The organism is Pseudoxanthomonas sp. Root630 (assembly GCF_001427585.1).
Taxonomy (GTDB): Bacteria; Pseudomonadota; Gammaproteobacteria; order Xanthomonadales; family Xanthomonadaceae; genus Pseudoxanthomonas_A.
Genome location: NZ_LMGY01000020.1, coordinates 101,072 through 116,202, shown reverse-complemented (window position 1 = coordinate 116,202; position 15,131 = coordinate 101,072). Strand labels below are relative to the sequence as shown.

At 59.7% G+C, this 15,131-nt stretch carries 16 protein-coding genes; all 16 read left to right on the top strand.

Features of this window, described 5'->3' with window-relative positions:
- Nucleotides 1–51: 51 nt before the first annotated feature.
- The 16 genes from ASD72_RS19160 (at nt 52) to ASD72_RS19090 (ending at nt 15,113) form a co-directional block, all read left to right on the top strand.
- Nucleotides 52–3,522: a PAS domain-containing hybrid sensor histidine kinase/response regulator gene (locus tag ASD72_RS19160; RefSeq protein WP_056881576.1), complete on the top strand. Its 3,471-nt coding sequence runs from the start codon at nt 52–54 to the stop codon at nt 3,520–3,522.
- 203 nt (nt 3,523–3,725) lie between these two features.
- Nucleotides 3,726–4,094, top strand: a complete 369-nt coding sequence (locus ASD72_RS21145; protein WP_155944758.1) for a hypothetical protein — start codon at nt 3,726–3,728, stop codon at nt 4,092–4,094.
- A 163-nt stretch (nt 4,095–4,257) separates the two neighbouring features.
- Entirely contained in the window at nt 4,258–4,512 is a 255-nt protein-coding gene (locus tag ASD72_RS19155; protein ID WP_155944757.1) for a hypothetical protein, read from the top strand.
- Between the two features lie 1,226 nt (nt 4,513–5,738).
- On the top strand, nt 5,739–6,026 hold the full coding sequence (locus tag ASD72_RS19145; protein WP_056881573.1) for a hypothetical protein: 288 nt from the start codon (nt 5,739–5,741) through the stop codon (nt 6,024–6,026).
- Between the two features lie 770 nt (nt 6,027–6,796).
- A complete protein-coding gene (locus ASD72_RS19140; protein ID WP_056881572.1) occupies nt 6,797–7,162 on the top strand; it encodes a TfoX/Sxy family protein in 366 nt (121 codons plus the stop codon).
- A gap of 59 nt (nt 7,163–7,221) precedes the next feature.
- Nucleotides 7,222–7,422 carry a hypothetical protein gene (locus ASD72_RS21140; protein WP_155944756.1) on the top strand — a complete coding sequence of 67 codons (201 nt, stop codon included), beginning with the start codon at nt 7,222–7,224 and terminating at the stop codon, nt 7,420–7,422.
- Nucleotides 7,423–9,103: 1,681 nt separating this feature from the next.
- Nucleotides 9,104–9,334, top strand: a complete 231-nt coding sequence (locus tag ASD72_RS19125; RefSeq protein ID WP_056881569.1) for a hypothetical protein — start codon at nt 9,104–9,106, stop codon at nt 9,332–9,334.
- 59 nt (nt 9,335–9,393) lie between these two features.
- The gene (locus ASD72_RS19120; RefSeq protein ID WP_056881568.1) at nt 9,394–9,741 is read left to right on the top strand and encodes a ribonuclease E inhibitor RraB; all 348 of its coding nucleotides are present in this window, start codon (nt 9,394–9,396) and stop codon (nt 9,739–9,741) included.
- 1,896 nt (nt 9,742–11,637) lie between these two features.
- Nucleotides 11,638–12,096 (top strand): hypothetical protein, encoded by a 459-nt coding sequence (locus ASD72_RS21135; RefSeq protein WP_155944755.1) that lies wholly within the window; start codon nt 11,638–11,640, stop codon nt 12,094–12,096.
- Between the two features lie 85 nt (nt 12,097–12,181).
- Entirely contained in the window at nt 12,182–12,460 is a 279-nt protein-coding gene (locus ASD72_RS19110; protein WP_155944754.1) for a hypothetical protein, read from the top strand.
- 55 nt (nt 12,461–12,515) lie between these two features.
- Nucleotides 12,516–12,905: a hypothetical protein gene (locus tag ASD72_RS19105; RefSeq protein ID WP_155944753.1), complete on the top strand. Its 390-nt coding sequence runs from the start codon at nt 12,516–12,518 to the stop codon at nt 12,903–12,905.
- A gap of 112 nt (nt 12,906–13,017) precedes the next feature.
- Nucleotides 13,018–13,389 carry a hypothetical protein gene (locus ASD72_RS21130; protein ID WP_155944752.1) on the top strand — a complete coding sequence of 124 codons (372 nt, stop codon included), beginning with the start codon at nt 13,018–13,020 and terminating at the stop codon, nt 13,387–13,389.
- 456 nt (nt 13,390–13,845) lie between these two features.
- Nucleotides 13,846–14,109: a hypothetical protein gene (locus tag ASD72_RS19100; protein WP_056881564.1), complete on the top strand. Its 264-nt coding sequence runs from the start codon at nt 13,846–13,848 to the stop codon at nt 14,107–14,109.
- A 73-nt stretch (nt 14,110–14,182) separates the two neighbouring features.
- Entirely contained in the window at nt 14,183–14,545 is a 363-nt protein-coding gene (locus ASD72_RS19095) for a hypothetical protein (protein ID WP_155944751.1), read from the top strand.
- A gap of 93 nt (nt 14,546–14,638) precedes the next feature.
- Entirely contained in the window at nt 14,639–14,803 is a 165-nt protein-coding gene (locus ASD72_RS21125) for a hypothetical protein (RefSeq protein WP_155944750.1), read from the top strand.
- A gap of 28 nt (nt 14,804–14,831) precedes the next feature.
- Complete coding sequence (locus tag ASD72_RS19090) at nt 14,832–15,113, top strand: hypothetical protein (protein WP_056881562.1); 282 nt, start codon at nt 14,832–14,834, stop codon at nt 15,111–15,113.
- Nucleotides 15,114–15,131 lie beyond the last annotated feature (18 nt).

The window sequence follows — 15,131 nt, the reverse complement described above, 5'->3', positions numbered from 1 at the left end:
GCACGCCACGCAGTACACTCGGCGACGGCTTGAGCGCCGGGGGAGAGGGCGTTGGTTTCCAGCTGGATCCTGCTGTTGGTGTCGATCGGCTATGCCGCGCTGCTGTTCGGCGTGGCGTGGTGGGGCGACCGCCGCCCGATGTACCCCGACCGCCCGTGGCTGCGCCCGGTGGTCTACAGCCTGGCATTGGCCGTGTACTGCTCGTCGTGGACGTTCTACGGCGCGGTCGGCAGCGCGGTCCGCAACGGCCTGGGCTATCTGCCGATCTATCTCGGGCCGGTCCTGCTGCTGCTGTTCGGCTGGCGCATCATCGAACGGCTGGCGCTGATCGCGCGCAGCGAGAACACGGTCTCGATCGCCGATTTCATTTCCTCGCGCTACGGCCGCTCGCGGCGGCTGGCCGCGCTGGTCACGGTGATCGCCCTGATCGGCGTGGTGCCGTACCTGGCCCTGCAGTACAAGGCCGTGGCGATGAGCCTGAGCGTGCTCAGCGGCGAAGGCGGCGACAGCGCGCACGGCTTCTTCACCGATCCTGCGCTGTATGTCGCCTTGCTGATGGCGCTGTTCGCCGCGCTGTTCGGCACCCGCCAGGTGGATGCCACCGAACACCACCACGGCATGATGCTCGCCATCTCGCTGGAATCGGTGGTCAAGCTGGTGGCGATGATCGCCGTCGGCGTGTTCGCCTACCTGTGGCTGGATGGCAATGAGATCCGGGTGACGGACTCGGCACGCACGCTGTTCGAGAACGCGCCACCGGTGGGTTTCATCGCGCAGACGCTGCTCGGGTTCCTCGCCATCGTCTGCCTGCCGCGCCAGTTCCACGTCGCGGTGGTGGAATGCAGCGACGTGGGCGATATCCGCAAGGCGCGCTGGCTGTTCGGCGGCTACCTGGCGCTGTTCTCGCTGATGGTGGTGCCGGTCGCCGCGGCGGGCGTGGCGCTGTTCGGCGGCAGCAGCGTGGCCGACGACAGCTACGTGCTGGCGCTGCCGCTGGCCGAAGGCCGCACGGCGCTCGCCATCGTGGCCTACGTGGGCGGCTTCTCGGCGGCGACCGGCATGGTCATCGTGGCGAGCATCGCGCTGGCCACGATGGTCAGCAACGACCTGATCATGCCGGTGCTGCTGCGTCGCGGCTGGGCCGAACACCATGCGGAAGCCGACGTCGCCTCGCGCGTGCTGTGGATCCGCCGCGTGGCGATCCTGCTGTTGGCATTGACGGCATACACCTATTACCGCAGCAGCAGCAACGACAGCACGTTGGCGTCGTATGGCCTGATGGCCTTCGCCGCGGTGGCGCAGTTCGCGCCCGGTTTGATCGGCGGGCTGTACTGGCGCGGCGCCAGCCGTCGCGGCGTGGAAGTCGGCATGGTGCTCGGCTTCGCCACCTGGATCTACACGCTGCTCCTGCCGACCATGACGCAGGCTGGCTGGTTCGACATGCACTGGCTGCACAGCGGGCCGTTCGGCATCGCATGGCTGCGGCCGCAGCAACTGTTCGGACTGAGCGGCTGGGACACGCTCACGCACGGCACCTTCTGGTCGCTGCTGGTCAATACCGGCGCGATGATGATCGTGTCGGCACGCTCGCGTCCCGGCGTCGACGAGCGCCTGCGCGCGGCGCCCTTCCTCGATCCGTACGCGCAGCGTCCCGCACTGGTGGCCGGCGAGTGGCCCGGCAGCGTGCGCGTCGGCGACCTGCGCACGTTGGCCGAACGCGTGGTCGGCGAGCGCCACGCGCGCCGGGCCTTCGCCGAGCAGGCGCAGGTGCTCGAGCGCGAACTGCAGCCGAACGCCCCCGCCGACCGCGCGTGGGTACAGTTCACCGAACGCCTGCTGGCCGCGGCCATCGGCGCGGCCTCCGCGCGCATCGTGCTGACCAGCGTGCTGCGTGGTTCGGGCATGGAACTGGGCGAAGTGGTGGCGGTGCTCGACCAGGCCGGCCAGGAACTGCGCTTCAACCGCGAGATCCTCTCGACCACGCTGGAGAACATCAGCGCCGGCGTCAGCGTGGTGGACCCGGAGATGCGCCTGGTCGCATGGAACCGGCGTTACCAGCAGATGTTCGGCTATCCCGAGGGCATGCTGTACGTCGGACGGCCGGTGGCGGACCTGATCCGCTACAACGCCGAGCGCGGCGAACTGGGCGACGGCGACATCGATGCGCAGATCAACAAGCGCATCCGCTACATGCGCGCCGGCTCGCCCCACATCTTCGAGCGCGTGCGCGCGGACGGCCAGGTGATCGAGATGCGCGGCCAGCCGCTGCCCGGCGGCGGCTACGTGACCAGCTACAACGACATCACCGATTTCAAGCTCGCCGAGTCGCTGCTGCTGGAAACCAACGAAACGCTGGAACAACGCGTCGCCGAACGCAGCGAGGCGGCCGAACATGCGCAACAGTCGCGCACGCGCTTCCTGGCCGCGATCAGCCATGACGTGCTGCAGCCGCTCAATGCGGCGCGCCTGTTCGTCAGCGCCCTGCGCGACAGCGAGCAAGGCGCCGACGCGCAAGCGCAGGAGCGGCAACACCTGGCCGAGCGCGTGGATGCGTCGCTGCGCGCGGCGGAAGAACTGCTCGACGGCCTGCTGGATGTTTCACGTCTCGACGCGGGTGGACTCCATACGCAGATCACCGACTTCGATGCCGGTGAACTCCTGCGTGAACTGGCTGCGCAGTACGCGCCCGTCGCCGCTGGCCGCGGGTTGAAGCTGCGCGTGCATGCGCGCGCCATTCCAGCCCGTAGCGATCGTCGCCTGCTGCGGCGGGTGCTGCAGAACTTCCTGGCCAACGCGCTGCGCTACACGCGCGAGGGTCGCATCGTCATCGGCATGCGCGCACGTGGCGACCAGATCGTGCTGCAGGTCTGGGATACCGGCCCGGGCATTCCCGACAATCACATGCGGCAGATCTACGACGAGTTCCATCGCTACCAGCAGCCGTTCGACTGGGGCGAACGCGGCCTCGGCCTCGGCCTTTCCATCTGCCAGCGCATCTCGCGCCTGCTGCAGCACGAACTGGACGCGCGCAGCACGGTGGATCGCGGCAGCATGTTCTCGATCGTGGTGCCACGCGGCACCCACGTAAGCGAGCGGAGAACGTCGTCGCGGCGAGCCGCCCTCGCGAGCGATTCGCTGGCGGGCCTGCGCGTGCTCTGCGTGGACAACGACCGCGAAATCATCGACGGCATGCGTGCCCTGCTCGGCCGCTGGCAGGTGGAGGTCATCTCCGCGACGACAGTGGACGAAGCGTTGGAGAAGATCGTCGAGCATCCGGCCGTGATGCTGGTGGACTACCACCTGCACGATCGCCTCGACGGCCTGGCTACGCTGGATGCCCTGCGCGCCGCCAGTCCAGCCCCCATCGCCGGCGCGCTGCTCACCGCCGACGGCCGCGACGAGCTGAAGCGCGAAGCCCGCGAACGCGGCTACCGTCTACTGACCAAACCGGTAAAGCCGGCCTCCCTTCGCGCCTTCCTCGCCGCCCACCACGTTCCCGCGCAGCTGCCTGCCACGGACTGAGCGCCCCGTTATCACCGCAGATTCGCCGCCGTAACGAAATAGACCGCCGCCACGCCGGATAACGCGACGCTCCAAACCCAGCGCTCGCCGCCGGCCAGCGACCACACCCCGTCCCACGAGACTCTCGATGATTGACGATGGGGAAAGCCGGATATCAGAATCGCGCTACACCCCACTTAGGGGTCTAATAGGCGTTAGGCCTCATGACCAAGATCTCTGCAGTCGCCCTTGCTCTCTTGCTACTTGGTGGCTGCGCTACCGGCTCAGATATGGGTGATTTTCCGCTGCAGTACCAAAGTTCTTCCTCCACCTTGGTGCTGGCGGATGATCTTCCGCAGCTACCCGGCAATAATTCATACCTCGCGATTCCGGGCTATGTTTTCGTGGCTGGTCAAATGTCATTTCATCCCGGAAAGCAGCAAATCTCTTATGCCTGCCCTGGTAACTGGGACTGGCAGCAGGTCACGCATTATGTGCCGTCGGTTGAGTACACCTTTCAGGTTGGGAAGCGATATGAGCTCTACTGCGAGAGCGGCTACCCAAAGATTCGCCAAGTTGGAAACGCCGAGTAGCGCGGCCGAGAGCTAAGATGAGGCCTAACAATTCATTCAAGCCGAGCCCGCTTCGCGGGTCGGCTTAATTCAGGCGTTAGGGCTCATATCTAGAATGGACGCAAGCTCAAAGGGTGGACTCCTACTGCTACTGGGTTTGACTAGTACTGCTTATGGGCTTTGTATGGCAGTTTTCACTTGGCGTTATATGGAGAGTCCTTACTACCCAATCTTCAAGCCGCGCTGGCGCTTTGGGATCACGGCCGCCAGGCAAGCTGCCTTTGTCCAAGTCCCGCTCTATGTCAGCCTTGGTGTGTTCTGCTTACTTGGCGCTTTTCACTCCAAGCATGCGCAATTGTTCGCTTACCTATTTCTTGCCTTCGCACTACTGAGCGCCATCATTTTCTTCGTTGACTGGGGATCTGTGGATGAGCCCTAACAATTCATTCAAGCCGAACCCGCTTCGCGGGTCGGCTTAATTCAGGCGTTAGCGCCCATGTGGAATTTCATCCTAGCTCTTGTTCTTACACTGCCCGCTACCGGCGGGGAGGCGGCGGCCGTCTCGGGTAATGCCTGCGTTCCGGTCAAGAGCTGGCAGCAAGTGCCTCCGGCAGTCCGCGTTCAGCTTGAGGCCGCATCCGGGGTTGGCCGGACCGCTGATGTGGGAGAGCCATTCAATGCAACAGACCTGCTTATGGGAGATTTGCCACTCTCTCGCTTCTTTGCAGCTTGCTACGAAGGGCCCAACTGGATCATTGCCATCGAGCATGGAGGTCGTGGCCGCCACTTCGAAACTTTTATGGTCCGCGACAGCCAAATAGAGTCAAAGGGTACATCTTTGGAGCCACCCACTATTGGCAGCTCGGGAGACAACGAAGATGGGCTCTAACAATTCATTCAAGCCGAACCCGCTTCGCGGGTCGGCTTAACTCAGGCGTTAGGGCTCATGGGTAGAACTTGTGGCTCGTCAATGCACCGGAAGCAACTGCTCGCAAGTGATATTGCGGCATGTTTCTACTGCTTTACCGAATTCCTTCCAGGCGCCATTCAGGAGTGGACGGACGGCGAGCCTATCGGACAAACCGCGCTCTGCCCGTACTGCGGCATCGACGCTGTCGTTGGATTCAATGGTCCTGTAGATGCAGCCTGGGTAACTGAGGCGCACAACCGGGGGTTCAACTAGTATGAGCCCTAAAAATTCATTCAAGCCGAACCCGCTTCGCGGGTCGGCTTAATTCAGGCGTTAGGGCGCACAGAGGATAGCCTTGATCTTCTCAATCTCTCTTCTTGGCTCATTTGTTACCGGCGCGCTGCACATGTACGGATTCTTTCGTTTGTACAGCATCGTTAAGGCAGAGAGACCCGACTGGCTGCAAGTGCGGGGGTCACTTAGCTTCTTCTACGACGGCTTGCCTCGTTCCGGCGATCCCAACGTCCAAGTGGAGGTTCTTCGCATTGCGTTTGGCTCCCGCGCACGCCAGCTGCGGGACCCCACGGCCATGCGATACGCTCAATGGATTAGGCTGTTTCTGCCAGCGGCACTGACACTCTTTGTCGTAGGCTTGGCGGGGACACTTTCGGGTGCGCCCTAACAATTCATTCGAGCCGAACCCGCTTCGCGGGTCGGCTTAATTCAGGCGTTAGGCCGCTACCAGAGATTCTGTCATGGAAGAGAATGAGTACAGCAGTTCGGCGTTCGCCATAGCTGTAGTTGCGATGGCTATCTCAGCCATATTTATGGCAGCTGCACCATTAGTATTTATCGCAATCCTTTACCAGGGGGGCTTCGATACGGTGCCAGTGCACTCCGGCAGCGGAGACGTGATCTCCCATGTTAACAACACAGTGGTCGCACTCCTCTTCTCTGGATTTATGTTCTTCTTCAGTGCCCTGGTATTCTTCTTCTCAAAGAAGGCTGTGGCTAAGTTTCTCAAGCAACGTGACGCGGCCTAACAATTCATTCAAGCCGAACCCGCTTCGCGGGTCGGCTTAATTCATGCGTTAGGTGTCTATGAAGGCCAGCAGCAGTTCAAGCAATTTCTGGGACTGGGCATCTATTGCAGTCGGCGCTGCAATCATGCTCACAGTACTCAGCCAAGCCTTGACGTCATTCGCCACGGGATTGCTACAATTCTCGTCCAGCAAGTACGGATTCACTACTTACGGCATAGAGGCAGCAGTAATCTATGGCGCACTGCTCATCGGATCCGCCCTTTTCATTGGCATGGGTTGGCGAGGGTTGAGACATGGTCAGCAAGACACCTAACAATTCATTCAAGCCGAACCCGCTTCGCGGGTCGGCTTAATTCAGGCGTTATACGGCACCCCAACAATGTCGCTGGTCAATGAATGGATGCGTCCAGAATCTCCGCCCGAGCTTCATATGGCCGAGCCTAGTGTCGTCGCATCTCGTGCTTACGATGATGGCGGAGTAATCGGGGAGGTAACGCGCCGAGATGACAGCTCATTTGGTTGCCGTTTCCAAGCTTGGGTTGCCTGGCGCGATGCCGGAGGCAACATTCGGTCCCACAGTTGGCATGAGATTGGTCAAACTGGCGTCATCGCAGATTCGCTCTCTGCAGCCAAGAAACTTGCCGATGAGTACGCCAGAGAGAACGGCCTCTCCCCGTGCGGCCTGTGGACCAGTGCCGTATAGCAATTCATTCAAGCCGAACCCGCTTCGCGGCTCGGCTTTAAATCAGGCGTTAGACCACGGGAGCAGCATGGCCACTGACCAAGACTTCATCGAGTACGTCACGGAGCAAGTTGGCCTAGGAAGTCGCCTCACATCCAAGAAAATGTTCGGTGAGTACGCGCTCTACCTGGACGGAAAAGTGGTCGCTTTCGCGTGCGACAACAGTCTCTTCATCAAACCATCGGCTGCGGCCGCCACGCTGGCACCAAGCCTGCCGCAAAGGCCGCCGTATCCAGGCGCAAAGGACTATCCTGTAGCTGACGAGGTGTTGGACGACACCGATGCGCTACGGCGCCTCATTACAGAGACAGCCACGCTCATGCCAGCGCCAAAACTTGCCAAGCCACGGAAAGCAACAGCCGGCAGCCGGCGCAGTCGCAAGGCCGCGGTCTAATAATTCATTCAAGCCGACGCCGCTTCGAGGGTCGACTTAATTCAGGTGTTAGGCCCTACATGCAACTCTGGAAGCTATTCATTGTTGTCGGCGTCGCTGCGCTTTGCTTAGCGGCGCTCCTTATCGCCATCAGCATTCGAGAGGCGGTTAGTATTTCGGTCTACACAGATCCACCATTGGGCCAATCACTGATTATTCCTCTGGTCGGTGCCGGCATCATTGCAATAGGCTATGGCATTGCATACAAGCGTCGGGGCTAGCTCCTGAGCTGTAGGCCCTAACAATTCATTCAAGCCGAACCCGCTTCGCGGGTCGGCTTAATTCAGGCGTTAGGTGGGGATGACAAGATGGCGACAACTCTAGGCTTGGCTGCGTTCCTGTTAGCCACCGCGGGCGATCCAGCTTGTGCCGTCGCCTTGTTCAACTCTTCTGGGGTGGACTTATCACTCCCGATGGAGGGTCGTGATCTTGTACTAGGGCCGAGCGATAGCGCGATTGTCCCGATCACCTCACTGTCTTCACTCGATTTTGGCGCGGTCAATCATCGATTCTTGGTTTCGCCAGAGCTGCTCGCTCTTTGTTCGGCCTCGCGCCCGGTTGAGGTTGAGGCTCGCTCAGACGGAAAGCTCTGGATCAGAGGCGTGGGCAAGCAACCCGAGGGCATGCCGCTTAAGCCGACTCAGCTGCAAGACCTCACCGGCTCCCCACCTAACCATTCATTCAAGCCGAACCCGCTTCGCGGGTCGGCTTAATTCAGGCGTTAGGCTGCACATGAGCAATCCTTACCTGCCTCCACAAGCGTCGCTGCCCCCTGCCCCACGGGCTTGGCGCTTTGGCCATTCATTCACGGCGTTTGCTTCCGGACTGGTAGTACCGCCATTGGCCGTCTACCTTACGGCCAGCCTCATATTTCCCGACGTCCCGCTTGCCCGAGGAAACTCAACGTTCTGGGGCGCGGTCATCTTGGGCAGCATGCTGGCTGCGGCGGCGGTCTATCGGCACAAGCGCATTCCCCTGTGGCTCGCTGCGGTGGTTGGACCTGTCGTCGTTCTCACGCTGGCTCTCGCGCCCGCGGTATGGTCAGAGGTGCCGGGTGCGGCTTAACAATCCATTCAAGCCGAACCCGCTTCGCGGGTCGGCTCCATTCAGGCGTTAGGCGTGCATGTTGATTCGAACCAAGCCACGAAAGAAGGCAAGCAACCTCGTCTGGCGCTTGGCCGAGATACTTGTTGCTGCTCTTGGTCTCTTTAGCCTTTACAACACGGCCCATGGCGCCTTCTCAGGAGAGATTCACGCCTTTAGTCGGCGGGGCAGCGTCATCATTCACGCAGCGTCTGACCCGGGCTTCTTTTAGTTCACCGTCCTGCTCTGGGCCGCGGGTGGCATATTCCTGCTATCAGTAGCATTCAACAGTTGGCGCGGCAGGTAGCGCGCCTAACAATTCATTCAAGCCGAACCCGCTTCGCGGGTCGGCTTAACTCAGGCGTTAGGTTCCGCACTTGAGCTATCGCAGCATGAGCGACGAGAGAGAACAACTGCCAATTCCAGCTCACTGGCGACAGACATTTCGAGAGATAGTGGCCGCCTTCGCGGGTGCCGACTATCGCCGAATGATTCCTGGAGTCGAGCCACTCTCCGTTGAGACAGAAACTCAAATCCAACGCTACATTCGCGACTACGGCGCCACGTTGGTAGCCTTGCCGGAGGAGACTTGGGCGTCCTCAGTCTGCATTTGGGCCGGCGACCACTGGGATGCGATAGTTGACCTGTGGACCCAAGAGGAGGGCCGGAGCGATCTGGTCCTCCATGCTCAGGTAAACGACGGGCCTAGCTTCACTGTTAGAGTTCACTTGGTCTATGTGCCGTAGTCGGGCGGCACCTAACAATTCATTCAAGCCGAACCTGCTTCGCGGGTCGGCTTAGTTCAGGCGTTAGGCCGCCATGATGATCAAAATCGATTCTGTTGGCGACGTGTTGAACAGCGCAAGAGTTGGACACAAGATCAGAGTTGTGGACGACTCTACTGCGTCCGGCGGCTTCATCATTTACGAGTGGTGGGATGGATCGAGCGGACCCAATACAAAGGGGGATTTTGACTCTTGGGTTCCGGACGAAGATTCTCTGCATCAGTTCTTCACAGAGGCGGGCTGGTCAATCGACTGGCCGGCCTAACAATTCATTCAAGCCGAACCCGCTTCGCGGGTCGGCTTAATTCAGGCGTTAGGTGCGCTATGGCAGTACTCGATGTATTGATAGCCACAGCAGTCTCAGACACGGACCTGCTCCGCAAGCTGGACGCACAAGGGGATCGCTTCAGCGTTCCCCGCGACGTCGAGTTCTTGCTCAAGTCCCCGTCCGCGGACAAAGCAACGGTCGTCGCCGATTTCATCAACGACCACCAGTACGGCGTTGCCATAGCGCAAGGCTCGGAGGATTCGCCGAGTGTCCTGGTTGTCGTCAACATGGCAATTGAGCAGCATGCCATTCAATCCGTGTCCGGCTTCATGGCCTGCGTTTGTGAGTTGTTCGGGCTGGACTACGATGGGTGGGGGTGCGTCGTCCAGGCGGCGCGCACCTAACAATTCCTTCAAGCCGAACCCCCTTCGCGGGTCGGCTTAATTCAGGCGTTAGGCCTCAATGGAAGAACCAGGTCAGCCCCAGAACCAGAAGAGCGATGCGGAGCCCAGTGCTTCGCAGGTGGGCAAGTACGCCCTATTGGCGGCGGGTTTTACGGTGCTAGCAGCTCCGCTGCTTTATATACGCTGGATGAAGCGGTCACCGCTTTCGTGGCTGTCGGCCGAGAGCTTCGAGGGGTTTGGCTGGTTTGTCTTGGTAGCCGGCGTGGTCCTCTGGCTCGTGCTTGTGGGTTCGCACGGCGACTCGGACAATGAGGCCTAACAATTCGTCCAAGCCGACGCCGCTTTGCGGCACGGCTTAATTCAGGCGTTGGGCCACTGATGGAAGATATACAGCAGCTTCGAGACATAGCCGCTCAGCTACGTGAGCTAAGGCGCACGTCTCCAACCGATATGTCGGGCGTCTCAGCCTGGAATGCCGCGGCTCGGCGCTTCTCGGAGAGCCTGTCCGTCCCGCTGCCTGTTCAGGTCATGCATTATCTGCATGACGCTGACCTACGAGCAAAAGATCCAGAGTACCGAGTCACTCAGGATGAGATGCTCAATGGCATTATTGCCGACTTGGAGCGCGGCCATGTTCCAGAGCCATCAGAAGCCACGCTATCGTTTCACCCACGCTGGCTAGGGGTAGCTGCTCTTGTCGTAGTCGTTGTCACCTACTGGCTTGTCATTCGGTGACGCCACCCAACAATTCATTCAAGCCGAAGCCGCTTCGCGGTGCGGCTTAGTTCAGGCGTTAGGCCGCCAGGAGAATCGATGGACCCTTCAGATCCTTACCGCGCTCCTTCAAGCGACATTGCGGTTACTAAGGCACACCACGGACGCAGAACGCGATACCTGCTCGCCACTCTGGCTGTTGCACAACTAGTCGTATGGCTCCTTTCATATCAGAGTCTGTCTGACCTTGTCCGCATAGGCGCCATCTCGCTGCTTTCACTGTTTGCATGCGTATTCGCTGCCGCGAGTCTTGCCATCGCCGGGCTACTTGTGATCCGTGGCTCACGCTTGAGCCTCTGGTTCTATGCGGCTGCTTCGTTCTTCGCTGCACCAGTCATTGCAACTGTACCCCTCCCCGCGGTAAAGACCTCTTTGCTCATCGCACTGGTCTCCACCGCAATCGTTTGGTTGTTGCCGGGGGTTCGTCGTGTCGCGGCCTAACAAGTCATTCAAGCCGAACCCGCTTCGCGGGTCGACTACATTCAGGCGTTAGGCATCGGATGAACACTGTCTCGAAGACGTCTCCTTATCGCTGGAGGACCGCAGTCCGCAGGCATCTGCCATGGTTCCTGATTGAAGCCGGCGTTGCGGACAAAGGCCAAGACTGCGAGGCAGCGGGCGGGGATCACTCCTGGTACAACATGGATGACAAGAGCAGTGGTTGCTACCACTGCAAGGTCGTTCGGGCAGGAGGTCTGTGGGAGGCAGCCGATGCCTGACAATTCAATCGAGCCGACGCCGTTCCGCGGCGCGCCCTGGTTCAGGCGCTAACAACATGTCAAATACCTTCGCAATTGAAGATGAGAGCCACGCATCCCAGCACGGAGAGTTCCCTACCCTTCAGTCGGCTTGGGCGGAACTGCAACGCCTTTCCGAGATTCCGTGGGATGCACATCCCAATCGCGCGCCATGCCAAAGCTGGCAAACGTGCAGTCGTGATTATCAGATCATTGAGTACGACACTTCCTCTGTGCCATGGACGCCAGTCAGGCGGCACCAGGGCCTGGAGGTCAGTGCCAAGGGCCTTGCATGGGGGCCGGACGCACCTCAGCATGCCGTCTAACAGTTCATTCAAACCGAACCCGCCTCGCGGGTCGGCTTAACTCAGGCGTTAGGTGCCGCATGAAGATTCTCGCGATTCTCGGAATTTGGTTCATAGGCCATTTCGCTCTGGCGGCGGAGCCGACGACCACCCAGGATGAGCTTACTGAGGCATCATGTTCCTTCATGCTTTCCAGAGGAGCTGACAATTCCAGCTTTGTGCATGTGCCGGGGCTTACCGTTCTGCACTCCACCTCTTCGCAGCCGCAGCTAAACGTGGAACTGGATCCCGGCGTCTCGCTCGAGGGTGTTGTTTGTTGGCGTTCGTCGGCTGAGATCGGCCCAAATGACGACTGGGTAGCCCGTGCTGGAGTTCCGCTCTATGTGAAGAAAGACGGTGATGAGCCGGATAGCCCAACCTTGGTTCTGGAGCTAACGGAGCCCGGCTACAGGGTTCGGATTGTTTCTGGACCAGAGCTATCATCCGAGCAGGCTGAGCGGACTGTTTCGCTCATCGATACCTTCAATAAACGACGCTAGGGTGACACCTAACAACTCATTCAAGCCGATGACGCTTCGCGGGCCGACTCAGTTCAGGCGTTAGGCGGCAATGACAGCACCCAGCATGTTCAAGAAGAATTTCGACTACTCACAAGCGCTGGCGTCGCTCAGTTCCCGCCAGCGTCTTGTTTTTGCTTGCTCGAGCATCGGAGCAACCCTCCCGATCCTGTTCCTGGCGGTTGTTCGGCCCGTGTACTGGCTAGCTGCATTCCAGTTCGCGTGCTTGACCGTACTCGCATATATCCGCTGGCGAACACCGGCATTTCGCGGCAGCCTGATTGTTCTCATCCTTGCTGCGATCGCATGTATCGTATCCATCATGGCTGGGCTGGCAGCCCAATAATTCATTCGAGCCGAACCCAGCTCGCGGGTCGGCTTAGTCCAGGCGTTAGGTGCCGATGGCGAAATCAGCGCGATATCCAGTCCTGATTTCCTTGCAGCTCTGCGTTCCGGCGCTGCTGTACGTATTCATTGGGCTGTACAACGGGCGCGGCACTGGCTTGGAGTACTTGCTGCCCAACTACTTGTTCATGGCTGCCCCACATTTGCTGGTCGGCCTTGTGGCGCTCTGGCCCAGGAGTCGCCATTCGGCACTTCTCTGGGTGCTTTCATCCCTCAACGTGTTGCTCATTGCCTTTCAGATCTGGGTATTGCTGGCCGTGCCGGCGCACGAGTCTGGCCTTGCCTGGGTCCTCTATGTTCCGCTGTGGGGGGCAACACTGTTGGCTTCTGCCATCATCTGGTTGTCAGCAAAGCACAGGGTTGCCCGCCGGTCGCTTGGCGCCTGACGATTCATTCAAGTCGATCCCGCATCAGGTCGGCTAGCTTCATTGGATTCTGGGTATCATCGGCTTCGGAACCGACCCGCCACCGGCCGACTTAATTCAGGCGTTGGACCCCATGAAAATGCTCGGCGTTCCGTTATCCATGCTTCTCATGGCCATGTGGCTTACTCCGGCATCTGCTGGCGACATTGGCTACAAGAGCCCCGCCGAAGCCCTGGCTGATCTCAAAGCAAAACCCGGTGTAACCGCCCGGGAGGAGAACGACTGGATCGTTCTGCACGATTCGGCAAACAACACCATCTGGTCAATAACTTCTGATGCGCATCCAGCTCATCCAACGGCTTTAGAACGCGCAATCGTGGCGCGTGAGGGACAGGTCTTGGTAGAGATGAATGTCCTCTGTGGCGCGTCAAGGGAAATCTGCGACCAGGTTGTTGCGCAATTCCAACAGATCAATCAAGGCTTACGAGATGGGCTCCAGAATTAGGCCTAACAATCCATTCAAGCCGAACCCGCTTTTCGGGTCGGCACAATTCAGGCGTTGGACTCGCATGAGAAAATACCTGGTACCTGCGGCAGGCATCCTGTGTCTGGGTTTGTCCAGCTGGCTCGTCTATCTTTTTTTCGCGGGCGACTCCTGCTCGGATGCGGGTGGATCTTTCAGTTCATTGGCCGGGCAATGCCTGGTCGCGCCCGGGGAGACGTACGTACCCCTGTATCGCCAAGCGACCTGGATTTTCTGGGTACTCTATGGCGCCTTGTCGCTGGGCCTGGGACTGGCATTCCTCGGGCTTCTTTACGGCGCAGCTGCTGGCGTACGATCGCTCTGGGGCGATGTACTGCATGGCGCGCGGTAGCGGGTCCAACAATTCATTCAAGCCGAACCCATTTCGGAGTACGGCTTAGTTCCGGCGTTGGGCAGCTAACGAAGGAGTACGTGCTCATGGACAAGAAACAAGCTGATGCGATTGCCCGGGCCATTCTGGAGCCTGACCTGAAGGCTCAAGAAGATTTGAACCGCAGGCGCGCGAGCGAAGCTGCCAGGCTCATCATGCAGCGCCGTCTTGCTTGGTTCGGCCTGGCCGGATTCTCAATTGGTGCCGCTATCGGTTACTACGCCTTCGAGAAGGTGGCGCCATACGGCTTGATCGGTCTTTGTGTTGCTGTCCTTGTGGGTCGCCTTATCCCATCACGGGCTGCGGCCTAACAAGTCATGCAAGCCGAAGGTGCATCGCGGCTTGGCTTGACTCATGCGGTAGGGCTCCAAAGGGAGAGTCACTGTGCTCAAAGAGCTTCTTCTTGCAACTCAATTGGCTTCATCGCCCATGGGCTTCGACCAAGCCAAGACTTTGGCCGATGAGAACGAGGCGAGCCTCTCCAAGGAGACCAAATCCCGACTGCTGCAGGCTCAGGGCAACGCGCTCGGATCTGCCATGACCACCTGCGGCCGGCCCGGCATGGACCTTTCCGCATTCAGCGTAGTCTTCTCCCTCAATGCCGATGGCTCGGTCGCAGAGAGCTGGCGCAAGGGTGAAACACCACTGGCCCAATGCGTGCACCAGGCAATATCGGCATACGGCCTTGCGGGACAGTGGCCGACACCTTTCTACACATCGATCGAGCTGTCGTTCAACAAGCCCTAACAATTCATTCAAGCCGAATCCGCTTCGCGGTTCGCGCCAACCCAGGCACCACAAAGGCATAGGCGATCTCTCCTGGAAGACGAGAGTACGAGGATGAGCCGCGCCGAGACGCTTTACCTGTCTCGCGAGGCGGGATTCGGCGGCGTCGATACATTCTCCGGAAAGTCCTGGTTTGCACTTCCCGGGCTTGTCCGGAGCGCCATGGAACTGGAGTTCGGCGAAGCTGCTGCGATCCACGTCACTGACTCGCGGACCTGACCGTCCATTCGATGCGCAGGGGTTTGGCATGAAGCTGGGGAAATCCATCGCGACAGGCGCAGCACTCGGCATTCTTGTCCCGTGCGTACTCGTGACTCGGCATCTCGTGACACGGGAGCTGTTTGGATCATTCGAGGCCTGGCTCTGGCCTTCGTCGATATTGCTGATGGCGCTGGAGGGCCCGAGAGACACGCTATCGGTGTGGACAGTGATGGGCTTGTCCGTGTTTCTCAACACTGTGTTGTACGCTGGGCTGGCTGCGGCCATCCACGTGCTGTGCTCGTTCATCAACAAGGCTCGTCGCTTGTAAGCGCTGAGTCCTTGCCAG